The organism is Streptomyces sp. NPDC040589 (assembly GCF_055594445.1).
In genome coordinates, this window is the sequence record NZ_JBVIWP010000010.1 from 85,405 (window position 1) to 100,487 (window position 15,083).

Sequence of the window (15,083 nt, forward strand, 5' to 3'; positions counted from 1 at the left end):
CGTCCCGTCGCCGCCCGTGCGCTACGACCAGGGCAGGACCAGCGCACCCCAGGCGACGACGGGGCCGAGGGCGACGATGCCGCCGGTGTAGCCGATGACCTGGCGATAGAAGCGGCGAGTGTCGACACCACGGGCGTTGGCCAGGACCAGGGCGCCATTGGTGGAGAAGGGGGAGGTGTCGACGATGGTGGTGGACACGGCGAGGGCGGCGATCAGTCCGGCGGCGCTGAGGTGGCTGGAGAGCAGCAGCGGCACGGCGATGGGGATGATCGCGGTGAGGATCGCGGTGGACGAGGCGAAGGCCGAGGTGACGGCCACGGTGAAGCACAGGAACAGGGCGACGACGAGCGGCGCACCCAGGTTGGCGGCGTGCTCGGAGATCTCCTCGATCACCCCGGCCTTCTCCAGCATGGCGATGTACGTCATCATGCCCGCGACCAGCAGCAGCGTGGCCCAGCTGATGCCGTCGACGGCCTTCTCCTGCCTCTTCATGTCCACCAGCGCCAGCAGGGCGCCCGCGACCAGGGCCAGGAAGCCGATCTCCAGCTGGAAGCCGAGCGCGCCCACCACGAGGCCGAGCAGGCAGGCGAGGGTCAGCCACTGCCGCCAGTCGGGCCTGCCGGACACGGCGGGGTCCTCGTCCTCGTCCGCCGTCTCGTCCTGGTCGAGCAGCGGGGCCGGGCGTTTGGCCAGCAGGACGTACGTAAGGAGCGACAGCAGCAGGTTGATCACGAAACTGGCGGTGAACAGGGCGACGGGAGAGACGTGCAGCCCGGTCTTGTCGACCATGCCGAGCACCAGCGCACCGGAGACGGCGAGCGGCGAGAACGCGCCGGCGTGGCCGCCACTGATCACCATCATGCCGACCACGAGCGGGTTCAGCTTGTAGCGGTAGGCGAAGTTCATCGCGACCGGCACGAGGATCGCCACGGCGGCGGGGGTGAACGTGCCGAACGCCGTCAGCAGTGCGGCGACCAGGAACAGCACCCAGGGGATGAGCGCGACCTTCCCGCGGACCAGGCGTACTCCCGCCGCGACGAGCAGATCGATGGTGCCGTTGCGGCGGGCGACGGAGAAGAGGTAGGTGACTCCCACGATCGTCAGGAACAGCTCCACCGGAAAGCCCTCGAAGATCTCGTCCTCGGTGAGGCCGAGTGAGGCGGTTCCGACCGTGAAGGTCGCGACGAAGGCGAGAATGCCCAGGTTGATCGGGAGCACGGTACCGACCACGAACATCACCAGCAGTGCGCCTATGGAGATCACTTCAGGAGACATCTTTGTCCTTGGTGCGGGGAGGGGACGGGAGGGCGCGCCCTAGGGGCGCGGGGCTGCCCCGGGGCGACGGCTGGGGGACCGTCCAGGGCGATTCATCCCGGTTCAGGCAGCTTTGCGTGCTCCTGATTCCGGTACGTAGATGCGTGCGTCGGCGAGCAGCCGGGCAGCCCGCTGCACGGTGACGCGGTCCGGGACGCCGTCGCGCGGGTCCGAGCAGCGGACGGCCACGACGCCGGCGGGGGTGCCCAGGCGCAGCCACTCACCGGTCGGCCCGCCCGCGGCCCGGGAAACCACGGTGTCCTTCAGCAGGCCCGCGGCCGCGACGGCGACCGCGGAGGTGAGGCCGATCGCCGGGTGCGGGGCGTTCATGGTGAGCATGCGTACCGAGACGTCGTAGTCCTCTGCGGCGACCGGCTCGCCCAGCGTGGTGGTGTACGGCACCGGGGGTCCGACCAGGCCCACCTTGGGCACCGCGTCACCGGGCTCCTGGCCCGGGGTGAGCAGTCCCATCAGCGGCGCGGCCGCGTGGCGGACCGCGCGCAGCCAGGGCACGTCGGCACGGACCTGCTCCAGGGACTCGGCCCCGGAGCGTCCGGCGCCGCGGGCGTCCACGAGGACCACGGGGGCACCCGCGTCCACCATGGTCACCTGGTGCGGCTCCGCGGTGCCGAGTCGTAGCTCTTCGGCCGCCCGCCCGGTGGGCAGCAGCGAGCCGGTGGTGCTGCCGGCCGGGCTCAGGAAGGTAAGGCCGACCGCCACGCCGCCGGCCCGTGTGCCGGGCACGGTCTGGTCACCGAAGTGATGTACTACACCGCCGGTGGTGTCCACCACCCCTTCCATGACGGCGCCGGTGTTGCTGTTGCGCATCACCACGCGAGTCCGGTCACCGCTGATGGGCACCAGCCCTTTCGCGACTGCGTACAAGGCGATGCCGGTGGCGCAGTTTCCGCAGTTGCTGGTCCACTCGATCGTGCCGGTGCCGATGCCGATCTGCGCGAACAGGTAGTCGACATCCACACCGGGCGCGGGGGAAACGCCGACGACGGCCGCCTTGGAAGTGGTGGGTGTCGCTCCGCCCACCCCGTCCAGTTCCACGGGGTCGGTGGAGCCGTACGCGGCGACCAGCAGCTTCTCCAGCGCACTGCGGTCGGTGGGGACATGGACCTGGCTGAACAACCAGCACTTGCTGGTGCCGCCACGGACCAAGGTCGCGGGAATGTGCACAGCTGAGGCTCTTCCTGGGTCACAAAGCGAAGGGGAAGGCCGGGGCGGACGGTTACGGGTGCGTTGCGCCCCGGTGAACCGCTCCGGCGAATGCGAAGACCTTCGCAGCCGCGAGACTTGGGCACAATGGCAGTTTTCTTCACCTCACTTAAGTGCAGCTAAACTCGCAGGCATGCTCAACGTACGCCGCCTGCTGCTGCTCACCGAGGCCGCCGAGCGCGGCTCGCTCACCGCCGCCGCGGAGGCGTTGGGCATGACCACGTCCGCCGCCTCCCAGCAGATGTCCCAGCTGGAACGGGAGGCCGGACAGCCCCTCATCGAACGGTTGCCGCGCGGCATCCGCACCACCCCCGCGGGCGCCGCCCTGGCCGAGCGCGGTCAGACCATCCGCCGCGAACTGAGGGCCGCGGAAGCCGACTTGGACGCCTTCACCGACCTGGACCAGGGCACGCTCAGGCTCGGATCGTTCCCCACCGCCAGCGCCTCGCTGCTGCCGCTCGCCCTCACCCGGTTCAGTCGCCGCTACCCCGGAGTACGGACCGTCGTACGCGCCGGAGTCCTCGACCAGCTGCGCGAGATGCTGCACACGGGAGAGGTCGAGAAGGCGCTGCTCTGGGACTACGAGTGGAACCGCGTCAACGACGACGCCCTCGCTCTCACCCACCTCCTCGACGACCCCACCGTCCTGGTCGTCCCCGCCGACTCCCCGCTGCGCACCCTGCCCTCGCTACGCCTCAGCGATCTCGCCGACCAGGAGTGGATCACCCGCGCCGACAACCACCCCGTCGCCGACGTCCTGCGCCGCAGCTGCCACCGGGCCGGGTTCGAACCGCGCATCGCCTACGCCTCACACGACTACCAGGAAGCCCAGGCCATGGTCGCGGCCGGCCTCGGCATCGCCCTCGCACCCCGGCTCGCCCTCACCAGCCGCCGCAGCGACGTCCGCCTGCTGCCGTTCGGATCCGACGTTCCCGCCCCCACCCGCCGCATCCTGCTCGCCCGCGCCGCAGCACGCGAAGCCACACCGCCCGCCCAAGCCATGGCCGGCGTCCTGCGTGCCGTGGCACAGAAGTTCACCGGCGCCGACCTGGACCGTACCCAGCTCGGCGCGGTGCGACGGGGTGGGCAGGGGCGCGTGACGCGGCCCGACCCCGGGGACACCTGATCTACGCCGCCTCCTCGGACACCCCCACCGCCACCCGCTGCCCGTCCCCGAGCCGCTCGTCCTGCTCCGCCGCCGACCTCTCGGCCAGGACGTTGACCGCCGCGTTGAACCGCTCCATGGAGGTGGGGCGGTCCGGGCCGAGGACGTAGTCCTTCAGGACCCGGCGTTCGGATGCCATCGGGTCGTGGAGCGGGGCGCGGACCGAGTCGAGGATCTCCGGCAGCCGGGCACAGGACCGGTCCAGCAGATACGCGCCCCCGGCCGTGGTGTAGGCCGCCCGGAAGTCCTCGTCGGGCAGATCGTGCGCGTTGGTCAGGACGTACGGCTTGAGGCTCGCCACGAAGTCCGCGACCACGGACGAGACATCGCTGATGAGGATGTCGGCCTGGTCGAAGCACTCGTAGAGCGTGGGCAGTTGCCCGAGAACGACGTTGTGCCGGGCGGGGCCCCGGCTCGCCCAGAAGATCCGGTGCCACTCAGCGCGCAGCGCCTGCCACTCGGCCTCCCCGCCCGCCTCGGGCACACGCGCCTCACGGGTCTGCTGGGCGTCGTCGCCGGCGAGCCGCCCCGACAGTTCGCCGAGCCGGGCCTGGATCTCCGCGAGCCGCGGCCGGGCGGCGGTGATCGCGGCCTCGGCCTGCTCGGCGTCCCGTCGCTCGTTGTCGGCGCGCAGCAACGCGCGTACGGCCCGGTCGGCTTCGGCCGCCGCCCGTGAGCGCTTGCCGGTGAGGGGATGCGGCTTGTAGACGACCCGTACGTTCTCCGCGAGCAGCTTCTCCACCAGCGTCACGCCCATCGGGATCAGCGACGTGTGGCAGTCGTCGTCGCTCCAGCCCTCCCAGGTCGGCGCGTACAGGACGGTCGGCAGCGGCCCGGGCACCTGGTCCGCGTGCAGCCGGATCGACGACAGCTGCGGACGGCCCACCTCGACGATCGCCTCGTCACTGATGGCGTGCCGCACCCGCTGGTACCGGTCCCGCCCGGCCCGCCCGGCCACCCAGATCTCGTCGTACACCTTGCTCACCCGGTTGCTGCTGGCGAGCTTGTCGCTGTCGCCGTGCCCGATGAAGACGTGCTTGGCCTCGGCGACGCGCAGCATGTGCACGTTCTTGCCCGCGTTGCCGGGGTACAGCACGACCCGGAGCTCGGGCAGCTCCAGCTGCGCCACGTCGTCCGCCTTCGGCACGCACACCACCGGAATACGCGTACGGCTCAGATAGCGGAACGAGGCCCGCTCCCGCAGGATGATCAACGGCCGCCGGTCGAGCTGCTCCAGCGTCTCGATCCACATGTTGACCTGGTACATGAAGTCCCGGGACACGGACGCGAAGCTGAAGTACAGCGCCACCTCCGGCCGGTACCTGGCGAGTTGCCGGTTGACCTCGGCGATCACCTCGTCCCCGGACGGCATCCGGCGGGCCCGGCGCAGCTGCCCCAGCAGCGCCCCCACGGCCGCCACGGCCAGCCCGGCCGTGAGCGCGAAGCCGACGCCCGCCGCGGCCCATTCCCCGACCGCCAGTGCGCCGAGCAGCCCCGCGTGCGCGGGCACGTCGAGATGCAGCAGCTTGCGCAGGAAACGCCGGTAGAGGAAGGCGGGCGGGGACTGCGGAACGCCCGCCCCGCTCATGTCGAGGTTGCGCACCACCACCGGGAGCGTGCGCCGCCGCCGGATGGCGTGATGCATGGCCGTGTACAGGATCACCAGCGTGAAATGGGCGCTGAACACGGCCAGCGCGGCCACCAGCACCGCGGCCGGCGCGTTCATCCGGTCGGCGAGGGCGAGCAGCATCACCGTGCGCACGGCGAACCGCATCGTGCGGGTCAGCTGCAACGCGGCCAGCCGCCGCACGAAGGCGGGCGAGCGCGTGTGCAGCACCTCGTCCACGGCGTAACTCACCGCCGAGGCGACCGCGAAGCCCCACAACGAGGGCATCAGCGCGAACACGGGCAGTGCGGCGAATCCGACGGCGAACAGGAACACGAGAAAAAGGTCGGTCTTCCCGCGCACGCGCAGGACACCGCACCACCAACGGAACGTCATGAAGAGGCTTCCTCTGGGGAAAAGACGTGTCTTGTGGGGTGGCGTGCGGTGGGGCGTACGCCGCTGTATGCGCGCTACGCCAGTTCGACGGCGATGCCGGGTGAATGGTTGTACACCTGCCGGCCACCATTACTTCACCGTGACTTCGGCTCCCGGTTGACCTGCCTCACCCGAGCCCGCAGCGTCTCTTTCACGGGCAACGACCGCAGTACGTCGGTCAGATGCTCGGCCGTCCGTACGTTGCACCGCCCCAGATCGACCAGGGCGAACGGCTCGTCGCTCGCGCCGGTCACCGGGTCGACGCCGAGCGACGGCAGCACGACGCCGACTCCGGCGAGGGCGTCCCGCAGCGATTGCACGATCTCTTCGGTCGAGCGCACCTTTCCTACCTCCACGCTGAGTTGGTGATTCACCACACAGCGTGGCCGACACGTCCCTAACCTGGCCAGATACGGCGGTCCAACAACCCGATGTGTACGACAGGGAGTTGCCCATGCCCGGATCCAGGGACCTCGACCCGTCCTCCTCCCCTCGGGCCCTCCTGGGCGCCGAACTCCGCCACGCCCGCGAGAAGGCCGGCCTGAGCCAGGAGGAACTGGGGCAGCGGCTGTTCGCGAGCGGGTCGTTCATCGGGCAGTTGGAGGCGGGGACGCGCAGGATGCAGCGGGAGTATGCGCGGCTGCTGGACGAGGCGCTGGGGACGGAGGACTTCTTCCAACGGAACTGCGGGGCGGCGGCGAAGTCGAAGTATCGCGAGCACTTCGCGGAAGCCGCAGAGGTCGAGACGCAAGCTACGGCCATCAGGGAGTACGCATCGATGTTGATCCCCGGATTGCTCCAGACACCCGCCTACGCACGAGCCGTCAGCCGCGCTTACCAGCCCTCGGCGACTGAAGAGTCCATCGAGGCGCTGGTGACAGGCCGGATGGAGCGGGCGCGGATCCTCGGCGATCCAACAAAGCCTCTGTTGTGGACGGTGATTGACGAGGCCGCACTGCGCCGCGTGACGGGCGGGCCGGAGGTGATGATGGGGGCTCTACGCCACCTCATCGGCTTGATCCGCCGAAACCGCGTCATCGTTCAGGTGCTGCCGTTCGACGCTGGAGCCCACCCGGGGATGCAGGGGTGCGTCAGGTTGATGGACTTCGATGACGCCCCTCCGCTGGTCTACCTGGAAGGGGTCGACACCGGACGCCTGGAGGACGACCCCGCCACCGTCGCGCGGTACAGGCTCTACTTCGAATTCCTCACGGCCTCGGCACTCTCGCCTGAGAAGTCTCTGGCCCTCCTCGATGCGATGGCGCAGGATTACGGCCATGAGGAACATGCCTGAGTGGTACAAGTCCAGTTACAGCGGCGGCACCGGCGACAACTGCCTGGAGGTCACCCAGGCATTCCCTGATGTCATCCCCGTCCGCGACTCCAAGACGCCCCACGGCCCGAAGCTCGTGTTCCGGGCCGGAGCCTGGGCGTTGTTCGTCGCGAACCTCAAGGACGAAACGGCCTGAGCTTCGGGATCCGAGCTTCGAGCCCTCTTTTCAAGGAACGGGCGGAGGGCCTCAACCCACCCTCCCACCCGGCGAGTTGACGCGACGCGTCCGGCTTGCCACGGACAGTCACGTACCTCTAACGTTCCTGGACAAGCAACAGCCCCCGCCCGGTGCGCCAACACCTTGCGGGGGCTTAACCATCGAGATCGAAAGACGCTGTCGATCCCATGGCTGAAGCCAACTTTAGTGCTGCCTCCCCGTCCGCGCACCCCATGGCGAACCCGGGCTACGGCAAACGCACCACCCCCGACCAACACCCCCGTACGAACGACGACTTCGCACACCTCCCACCCCGCGAAGCCGCCATCGCCGCCTACCTGGACCGGCTCCCCGACGGCGCCGACATCTCGGTAAAGACGCTGGCCAAGCACCTCCCGTACGGACAGTGCGCCCTCGGCACGGCCCTCAACCGCATCCAGCAGGCAGGCCACCTGCGCCGAGGCCGGGAGTGCGTGACGGCCGACGACGGCAGCTCCCGCTGGATCACCCGATCGTGGTTCACCCGCACCGCCCGGGACGACGACTGGTGGGCCGCCTTCACCCACGGCGACGCACCACGGCCACAGGCAGCGCGCCCTACCCGCTCCCGCGCCCACATCCTGCTCGCCGCCCTCGGCCGCACAGCCTCCGTCCTGTCCCTCTCCGAGAGGGACTGCGCGACGCTCGCCCCACTCGTGGCGGACTGGTTCGCGCGAGGGGCGTCGGAGGGCGACGTACTGCGGGAGCTGACATCCGGCCTGCCGACTCCCGTCCACCACGCCGCGGCCCTGGTCCGCAGCCGCCTGACCAGCAAACTCCCACCCCCGCCCACCCCGCGCCCGCCCCTACGGGTCCTGGAGTGCGCGAACTGCGGCGCCCCGGGGCGTCCGGAAACCCTGCCAGGGGGCCGTTGCAGCGCCTGCCGGGGCGAACACGCCCCCGCACAACCCCCTGCACCCCTTTCCGCCCCCACGGTCCAGGCCCACGCGGCCGGTATCCGCGCCGCAATGTCCCAACGACTGCAAGAGAAGGCATACGCATGACGGCTCCTACGGTGCGACGTCACTCCCCCAGGGCACGATGGAAGGGAGGAGGCACCATGACCCCTGGTACCGCTGACCGCCCGCTGATGCCCATCGAGGACTTCGAGGGTCTTGCCGACGCGGCCCCGGACCACGTGCGGCTCGAGTACGTCGACGGGCGCGTCCGCACGAAGGACCCGCTTAGCGTCGAGGACTTCGAAGAGCTGGAACGCCGCGCCCCGGAGACCGTGCGGCTCGAGTACATCAACGGAAAACTAGAGGTCAAGGCCATGCCGGACGGCAACCACAGCGAGATTCACATGTGGCTGCTCGAGCAGTGCCTGCACCATCGGCCCGACCTGCGGCTCCATCACGAGCGAGGCGTCCGGACCGAGGCCTACCGCAAAGGCCGTGCCCGGGCCGACGGGGCTCTCGTACGACGGCGGCACTTCAAAGGGCACGGTGAGTGGTCCGCCGCCAACGGCGTCCTCATGGTCGTCGAGATCACCTCCCACGACCGTGACATCAACCAGCGGGACCGCATCGACAAGCCCGTCGGATACGCGGCAGTGGACATCCCCGTCTACCTGCTCATCGTCCGCGACCACAACACGGTCGTCGTGTACAGCGAGCCCGAGGACGGCCGGTACCAGCAAAAAACGTCGCACTCCTGGGGCACCCAGGTCGAGCTGCCCGAGCCTCTCGGCTTCACGCTGGACACCGAAGAACTCAAGGACTACGCCGACTGAGGACAATGGGCGTATGAACCACGCCCAGCTGACCGCCCTAGGCCGAGCCCTCCGAGTCCTCGGCGAGCATGGCGAGGCCCTCACCTCCGACACCCCGGACGCCAAGCTGCACGAGGTCAAGGCCGACCTGAAGCGGGCCCTGGACCTGCTGGACGAGAGCGTCACGGGCGCCGCGCCCAGCACGCGCTGCCCCGAGCATCCGAACGGCCCCGTCGACGAGAACGCCCCCGACCTGTGCCTGCTGTGCGAGACCCGGCGCAGGACGGCCCGGCGGAACGAGTTCAACGGGCCCGCGCCGCAGCAGCCCCAGACCGACCCCGTCCAGTCCCGCTACGGCGTGAGCGGTGACCGCCCCCAGCCCCAGCAGCGCTGGCTGCCGGAGCTGTGGACCGGCCAGACGTGGCAGCTGTGCGGCACCCCGCGACGGGACCGCCGCGAGGCCGAGCTGTTCATCGCCGCCCAGCGCAAGGCTCCCCGGGCCGCCATGGCGTACCGGCTGGTGCACGAGTTCACCGACTACGAGGTGCTGCGGGTGTGGGGCACGCCGGTCAAGGTCGACATCGAGCCGATGGGCAACCTGTAGTTCACAGCAGGGGCAGGGCCTGGAAGTCGTAGCCCTCCCACAGGCGCCGCGACGCCTCCTCCGGGTACACCCTCACCTCAGGCTCCGCGTCCAGCACCCGCACCAGCCGCTCCTGCTCGTCGTACGCCGGCCAGCCCGGGTCGCCCGACCGCGCGAAGGACGTCCAGGACGAGCGGAAACGGGACGACAGCGCCTCGGCCTCGGCGGACGGCTCGGCGCCCGCGAACAGCAGGGCCCCGAGGTCCGCACCGAACGTGCCGAACAGCAGGGGGATGTCCAGGCCGTGGCAGGCGCCGAGCGCACCGCCGCTGCCCGGGGCCGGCCAGGTCAGTTCGTAGACGTGCGCGCTGCCGCCGCCCGCGCGCTGCGCCTCGGCCAGGTGCAGGGAGGGCATGTTGAACAGCCAGTCCGTCTGGACGCGTTCGTAGAGCTCACTCGGTGAGGCGTCGGGGAAGGCCGCGCGGTAGGCCTGCTCCCCGTCCGGGCCCGGGGCGAACAGGCGCAGGGCCGAGGTCGCCTGCTCCTCGGTGATCTGGCCCAGTCGGCCCGACATGGCGATGAAGAGGCGGTACTCGTCGCGGTTGTGGCCGACGAGCAGGTCGATGTCCTTCGCCGAACCGGCCGCCAGGGCCTGCCAGGGCGTGGTCGGCAGGACCTCGCCGTCGACCACCGGGGAGAAGGGCGTGACCGTGGGCGCCGCCTGGCCCCAGCGGTCGACGTACTGGAGCATCTTGGCGCTCAGCGTCTCGCCCGCCGACGTCAGCCGGTGCGGAGCGATCGTCGAGAGATCGGCGACCGTGGGGCGCAGCCCCGCCTCGGCGGCCAGGGCGAGACCGATGTCACGGGCCAGGGCGTCGGAGAAGAACGTCCCCGGCACGCTCTGCGCGATCGCCCGCCGGAAGAGCCCCGCCGCGCGGGGCATGGCCAGCAGCGAGGCGACCGAGCCGGCGCCCGCGGACTCGCCGAAGACCGTGACCTGGTCCGGGTCGCCGCCGAACGCCTCGATGTTGTCCCGGACCCACTCCAGCGCGGCCACCTGGTCGAGCAGGCCGCGGTTGGCGGGCGCGCCCTCGACGAACGCGAACCCCTCCATGCCCAGGCGGTAGTTGAGGGACACGACCACCACATCGCCGTCGGCCGCGATATGCCGGGCGTCGTAGCCGGGGCTGCCGGAGTGGCCGAGCTTGTAGGCACCGCCGTAGATCCACACCATCACCGGGCGGCGGGCGGCCGGGTCGGGTTCGGGGGTCCAGACGTTGACCGTGAGCCACTCGTCGCCCTCGGGTACGTCGAGCAGGCCCGGGCCGCCCAGGCTGCCGACGTCCTGCGGGGGCGGCGGGCCGAAGGCGTGGGCGTCGCGTATGCCGTCCCAGGCGTGGGCGGGGCGCGGTGCCTGGAAGCGGGCCTCGCCCACCGGGGGCGCGGCGAAGGGGATGCCGCGGAAGACGGCGAGTCCCTCCTCCGTTCGGCCGCGTACCGCACCGGCGGTCGTACGGACCACCGGTGCGGGCTCATCCGAAGAGCCACCCTCCGCCGGGCGGGACTCGGTCGTCGTCATCTGGATCTCCTCACGAAATGGCAGGTGAACAGGCGCTCAGCCAGTGTCCTTGACTGACGCAAGCAGATCCAGAGCCTCAGGCGACGAGGTCAGCTGAGGGTCTTCAGCGCCGCCGGGTCGTACGGGGCCGTGTCCTCGAAGCGGCCGGCCAGGACCTTGGCCGCCCACTGCGGGTCCTGGAGCAGGGCGCGGCCGACGGCGACCATGTCGAACTCGTCGCGCTCGAAGCGGTCCAGGAGGTTGTCGAGGTCGTTGACCTCGGCGCCCTCGCCCTGGAAGGACTTGAGGAAGTCGACGCCGTTCAGGCCGACCGAGCCGACGGTGATGGCGGGCTTGCCGGTGAGCTTCTTCGTCCAGCCGGCCAGGTTGAGGTCGGAGTCGTCGAACTCGGGCACCCAGTAGCGGCGGGTGGAGGCGTGGAAGGCGTCGACACCGGCGGCGGCCAGCGGGGCCAGGATGGCCTCCAGCTCCTCGGGCGTCTCGGCGAGGCGGGCGTCGTAGGCCTCCTGCTTCCACTGCGAGTAGCGGAAGATGACGGGGAAGTCGGCGGACACGGTCTCGCGGACGGCCGCGACGATCTCCTCCGAGAGCTTGGCGCGGGCGACCGAGTTGCCGCCGTAGGCGTCGGTGCGGCGGTTGGTGCCCTCCCAGAGGAACTGGTCGAGCAGGTAGCCGTGGGCGCCGTGGATCTCCACGCCGTCGAAGCCGATGCGCTCGGCGGCGGCCGCGGCCTCGGCGAACGCGCCGATGACGGCGTCGATGTCGGCCTGGGTCATGGCCTTGCCGGTGGGCTCCGTGGCGCCGATGCGCAGACCGGAGGGGCCGACGGCCGGGGCGTTGGCGACCGGCGGCTCACCCTGGTTGCGGACCATGCCGATGTGCCAGAGCTGCGGCACGATCGTGCCGCCCGCGGCGTGCACCGCCTCGGCGACCTTCGCCCAGCCCGCGAGCTGCTCCTCGCCGTGGAACCGCGGCACGCTGTCGCTCTGCCCGGCCGACTCGTGGCCGACGTAGGTGCCCTCGGTGACGATCAGGCCGACTCCGGCGGCGGCACGGCGGGAGTAGTAGGAGACGACGTCCTCGGTGGGGACACCGCCCGGGGAGAACATGCGGGTCATCGGCGCCATCGCGATGCGGTTCGGGACGGTCAGGCCGTTGAGCGTGACGGGCCGGGACAGGATTTCGGCGGCGCGGGAGGCGGCGACGGTCACTCAGGGGCTCCTTCGGATACCGGACAGTATGTGCATACGCATAAGACGTACGCTTCAACCATCCGGCCCGCCCATGCCATCCCGCCCGCACTGTGACCCCGCACACGCCCGAGGGCGGCACCCCCTGTCGGAACAGGGAGTGCCGCCCTCGGCAAGACCGTTGATCAACCCGGGGAATCCCAGGGGGTCGATCAGAAGTCCATGTCACCACCCGGCATACCGCCACCGGCGGGCGCGGCGGCCTTCTCCGGCTTGTCGGCGATGACGGCCTCGGTGGTGAGGAACAGCGCGGCGATGGAGGCGGCGTTCTGCAGCGCGGAACGGGTCACCTTCGCCGGGTCGATGATGCCCTCGGCGATCATGTCGACGTACTCACCGGTCGCGGCGTTCAGGCCGTGGCCGACCTGGAGGTTGCGGACCTTCTCCACGACGACGCCACCCTCGAGACCACCGTTGACGGCGATCTGCTTGAGCGGGGCCTCCAGCGCGAGCTTCACGGCGTTGGCGCCGGTCGCCTCGTCGCCCTCGAGCTCCAGCTTCTCGAAGACCTGGGAGGCCTGCAGCAGGGCCACGCCACCACCGGCGACGATGCCCTCCTCGACGGCCGCCTTGGCGTTGCGCACGGCGTCCTCGATGCGGTGCTTGCGCTCCTTGAGCTCCACCTCGGTGGCGGCACCGGCCTTGATGACCGCCACGCCACCGGCGAGCTTCGCCAGGCGCTCCTGGAGCTTCTCGCGGTCGTAGTCCGAGTCGCTGTTCTCGATCTCGGCGCGGATCTGGTTGACGCGGCCCTGGACCTGGTCGGCCGAGCCGGCACCGTCGACGATGGTGGTCTCGTCCTTGGTGATGACCACCTTGCGGGCCTTGCCCAGCAGGTCGACCGTGGCGTTCTCCAGCTTGAGGCCGACCTCCTCGGAGATCACCTCGCCGCCGGTGAGGATGCCGATGTCCTGCAGCATCGCCTTGCGGCGGTCACCGAAGCCCGGGGCCTTGACGGCGACGGACTTGAAGGTGCCACGGATCTTGTTGACGACCAGGGTCGACAGGGCCTCGCCCTCGACGTCCTCGGCGATGATCAGCAGCGGCTTGCCCGACTGCATGACCTTCTCCAGGAGCGGGAGCAGGTCCTTGACGTTGGAGATCTTGGAGTTCGCGATCAGGATGTACGGGTCGTCGAGGACGGCCTCCATACGCTCCATGTCGGTCGCGAAGTACGCCGAGATGTAGCCCTTGTCGAAGCGCATACCCTCGGTGAGCTCCAGCTCCAGACCGAAGGTCTGGGACTCCTCGACGGTGATGACGCCTTCCTTGCCGACCTTGTCCATGGCCTCGGCGATGAGCTCGCCGATCTGGGTGTCGGCGGCGGAGATGGAGGCCGTGGAAGCGATCTGCTCCTTGGTCTCGACATCCTTCGCCTGCTCCAGCAGGGCGGCGGAGACGGCCTCGACGGCACGCTCGATGCCGCGCTTGAGGGCCATCGGGTTGGCGCCGGCGGCTACGTTGCGCAGGCCCTCCTTGACCAGGGCCTGGGCGAGAACGGTCGCGGTGGTCGTACCGTCACCGGCGACGTCGTCCGTCTTCTTGGCGACTTCCTTGACCAGCTCGGCGCCGATCTTCTCGTACGGGTCCTCGAGCTCGATCTCCTTGGCGATGGAGACACCATCGTTGGTGATCGTGGGGGCGCCCCACTTCTTCTCGAGGACGACGTTGCGGCCCTTGGGGCCGAGCGTCACCTTGACGGCGTCCGCGAGCTGGTTCATGCCGCGCTCGAGGCCGCGCCGCGCCTCCTCGTCGAACGCGATGATCTTGGCCATGTGAAGTGGTCCCTCCAGGACTGGGGGTGATTACTTCGGACCGCGCCCGCGCCCGCGACGGACGGCTCGCCAGCCTCGTGGTTCCTTCCCCACCCGGCCTGCGGGCCTCACCGACCCGGTCCTTACGTTGTCACTCTCACCTTCAGAGTGCTAACGCAATGATTAGCACTCGGCCTAGGCGAGTGCAAGCGCCTCTCGGGATACGGAGGCGCTCTCAGCCCCCGGCGAACGGCGCGCGCCCGGCTCGTCCGCAGGCCGCGGACAGCGCCACGGCGGATCGCCCGAGGCCGGGAAACGCCTGGGCCCACGGCTCGCGGCGGCGGCCGAGCGGCCGACACGAGCGGGTCCGGAGCGCGAACCCGCCGCCCCCGCACCAGGGCGGGCACCGGGGCGCCCCCGGGCGCGGCGGACTTCTACGAGCCGCCGCCCCCGCCGGCCCTTCGCCCCCGTCGGCCCTTCGCCCCGGCCGGCCGCCGGACAGGCCGAAGGGCCCGCACCCCAGGGGGTACGGGCCCTTCAGAGAAGACCTGCCGCTTGCGGTTTGTCGTGGTCGCGCGTTCAGGCAGCGACGCGAACCATGTCGGCCTGTGGACCCTTCTGGCCCTGCGAGATCTCGAACTCGACCCGCTGACCCTCTTCAAGGGTGCGGTAGCCGTCCATCTGAATCGCGCTGTAGTGGACGAAAACATCCGCACCACCGTCGACCGCGATGAAGCCGTACCCCTTCTCCGCGTTGAACCACTTGACGGTGCCCTGAGCCATGCCTAACTCCCCTATTACTGGCCCTTGCACAGACCCGCACTTCGCGGATCCGGGTCAGACCTCACCCCCCACGGATTGGGGGCGTGCGCCGGAACGCGTCGACCGCGGCCGAATGTATCTGTCCAACTGCCCTCTGCAACAGGTCAATCG

Annotated in this window: 14 protein-coding genes; 6 read left to right on the forward strand and 8 right to left on the reverse strand. The window is 70.3% G+C overall.

What is annotated here, in order from left to right; genetic code table 11:
- Window positions 1–21: 21 nt before the first annotated feature.
- A complete protein-coding gene (locus ACZ58V_RS33735; RefSeq protein ID WP_468194023.1) occupies window positions 22–1,275 on the reverse strand; it encodes an SLC13 family permease in 1,254 nt (417 codons plus the stop codon).
- A gap of 102 nt (window positions 1,276–1,377) precedes the next feature.
- Window positions 1,378–2,499, reverse strand: a complete 1,122-nt coding sequence (locus ACZ58V_RS33740) for a PrpF domain-containing protein (protein ID WP_405506121.1) — start codon at window positions 2,497–2,499, stop codon at window positions 1,378–1,380.
- Between the two features lie 172 nt (window positions 2,500–2,671).
- Here ACZ58V_RS33740 and ACZ58V_RS33745 point away from each other — a divergent pair, with 172 nt between their 5' ends.
- Complete coding sequence (locus ACZ58V_RS33745) at window positions 2,672–3,664, forward strand: LysR family transcriptional regulator (protein ID WP_471294870.1); 993 nt, start codon at window positions 2,672–2,674, stop codon at window positions 3,662–3,664.
- Window position 3,665: 1 nt separating this feature from the next.
- Here ACZ58V_RS33745 and ACZ58V_RS33750 read toward each other — a convergent pair whose 3' ends face one another.
- Together ACZ58V_RS33750 and ACZ58V_RS33755 are read right to left on the reverse strand one after the other, a co-directional pair.
- Entirely contained in the window at window positions 3,666–5,705 is a 2,040-nt protein-coding gene (locus ACZ58V_RS33750; RefSeq protein WP_471294873.1) for a hypothetical protein, read from the reverse strand.
- A 134-nt stretch (window positions 5,706–5,839) separates the two neighbouring features.
- Window positions 5,840–6,085, reverse strand: coding sequence for a hypothetical protein (locus ACZ58V_RS33755; RefSeq protein WP_359893349.1), 246 nt, complete (start codon window positions 6,083–6,085; stop codon window positions 5,840–5,842).
- A 113-nt stretch (window positions 6,086–6,198) separates the two neighbouring features.
- Here ACZ58V_RS33755 and ACZ58V_RS33760 point away from each other — a divergent pair, with 113 nt between their 5' ends.
- From ACZ58V_RS33760 to ACZ58V_RS33780, 5 genes are all read left to right on the forward strand, one after another.
- Window positions 6,199–7,038: a helix-turn-helix domain-containing protein gene (locus ACZ58V_RS33760; protein WP_468194017.1), complete on the forward strand. Its 840-nt coding sequence runs from the start codon at window positions 6,199–6,201 to the stop codon at window positions 7,036–7,038.
- Entirely contained in the window at window positions 7,022–7,213 is a 192-nt protein-coding gene (locus ACZ58V_RS33765) for a DUF397 domain-containing protein (RefSeq protein ID WP_399017418.1), read from the forward strand. Before ACZ58V_RS33760 ends, ACZ58V_RS33765 begins: the two co-directional genes overlap by 17 nt.
- Before the next feature lie 254 nt (window positions 7,214–7,467).
- On the forward strand, window positions 7,468–8,277 hold the full coding sequence (locus ACZ58V_RS33770) for a hypothetical protein (protein ID WP_471294875.1): 810 nt from the start codon (window positions 7,468–7,470) through the stop codon (window positions 8,275–8,277).
- A 56-nt stretch (window positions 8,278–8,333) separates the two neighbouring features.
- A complete protein-coding gene (locus ACZ58V_RS33775; RefSeq protein WP_471294877.1) occupies window positions 8,334–9,005 on the forward strand; it encodes a Uma2 family endonuclease in 672 nt (223 codons plus the stop codon).
- 13 nt (window positions 9,006–9,018) lie between these two features.
- Window positions 9,019–9,588, forward strand: a complete 570-nt coding sequence (locus ACZ58V_RS33780; RefSeq protein ID WP_359893342.1) for a hypothetical protein — start codon at window positions 9,019–9,021, stop codon at window positions 9,586–9,588.
- Window position 9,589: 1 nt separating this feature from the next.
- Here the strand turns inward: ACZ58V_RS33780 and ACZ58V_RS33785 are convergent, their stop codons facing one another.
- The 4 genes from ACZ58V_RS33785 to ACZ58V_RS33800 all read right to left on the reverse strand — a co-directional run bounded on the left by ACZ58V_RS33785 (window position 9,590) and on the right by ACZ58V_RS33800 (window position 14,933).
- A complete protein-coding gene (locus tag ACZ58V_RS33785) occupies window positions 9,590–11,146 on the reverse strand; it encodes a carboxylesterase/lipase family protein (protein ID WP_471294879.1) in 1,557 nt (518 codons plus the stop codon).
- A gap of 89 nt (window positions 11,147–11,235) precedes the next feature.
- The gene (locus tag ACZ58V_RS33790) at window positions 11,236–12,357 is read right to left on the reverse strand and encodes an NADH:flavin oxidoreductase (RefSeq protein WP_468194003.1); all 1,122 of its coding nucleotides are present in this window, start codon (window positions 12,355–12,357) and stop codon (window positions 11,236–11,238) included.
- 191 nt (window positions 12,358–12,548) lie between these two features.
- Window positions 12,549–14,171 (reverse strand): chaperonin GroEL, encoded by a 1,623-nt coding sequence (gene groL / locus ACZ58V_RS33795; protein WP_468194000.1) that lies wholly within the window; start codon window positions 14,169–14,171, stop codon window positions 12,549–12,551.
- Window positions 14,172–14,729: 558 nt separating this feature from the next.
- The gene (locus tag ACZ58V_RS33800) at window positions 14,730–14,933 is read right to left on the reverse strand and encodes a cold-shock protein (RefSeq protein WP_003949956.1); all 204 of its coding nucleotides are present in this window, start codon (window positions 14,931–14,933) and stop codon (window positions 14,730–14,732) included.
- Between the last annotated feature and the right edge of the window lie 150 nt (window positions 14,934–15,083).

What these genes read in the sequence shown, in the direction of transcription:
- ACZ58V_RS33735 (WP_468194023.1), bottom strand. Translation starts at nt 1,275, where the DNA reads ATGTCTCCTGAAGTGATCTCCATAGGCGCACTGCTGGTGATGTTCGTG.
- ACZ58V_RS33745 (WP_471294870.1), top strand. Translation starts at nt 2,672, where the DNA reads ATGCTCAACGTACGCCGCCTGCTGCTGCTCACCGAGGCCGCCGAGCGC.
- ACZ58V_RS33750 (WP_471294873.1), bottom strand. Translation starts at nt 5,705, where the DNA reads ATGACGTTCCGTTGGTGGTGCGGTGTCCTGCGCGTGCGCGGGAAGACC.
- ACZ58V_RS33760 (WP_468194017.1), top strand. Translation starts at nt 6,199, where the DNA reads ATGCCCGGATCCAGGGACCTCGACCCGTCCTCCTCCCCTCGGGCCCTC.
- ACZ58V_RS33765 (WP_399017418.1), top strand. Translation starts at nt 7,022, where the DNA reads ATGAGGAACATGCCTGAGTGGTACAAGTCCAGTTACAGCGGCGGCACC.
- ACZ58V_RS33770 (WP_471294875.1), top strand. Translation starts at nt 7,468, where the DNA reads ATGGCGAACCCGGGCTACGGCAAACGCACCACCCCCGACCAACACCCC.
- ACZ58V_RS33775 (WP_471294877.1), top strand. Translation starts at nt 8,334, where the DNA reads ATGACCCCTGGTACCGCTGACCGCCCGCTGATGCCCATCGAGGACTTC.
- ACZ58V_RS33780 (WP_359893342.1), top strand. Translation starts at nt 9,019, where the DNA reads ATGAACCACGCCCAGCTGACCGCCCTAGGCCGAGCCCTCCGAGTCCTC.
- ACZ58V_RS33785 (WP_471294879.1), bottom strand. Translation starts at nt 11,146, where the DNA reads ATGACGACGACCGAGTCCCGCCCGGCGGAGGGTGGCTCTTCGGATGAG.
- groL (WP_468194000.1), bottom strand. Translation starts at nt 14,171, where the DNA reads ATGGCCAAGATCATCGCGTTCGACGAGGAGGCGCGGCGCGGCCTCGAG.
- ACZ58V_RS33800 (WP_003949956.1), bottom strand. Translation starts at nt 14,933, where the DNA reads ATGGCTCAGGGCACCGTCAAGTGGTTCAACGCGGAGAAGGGGTACGGC.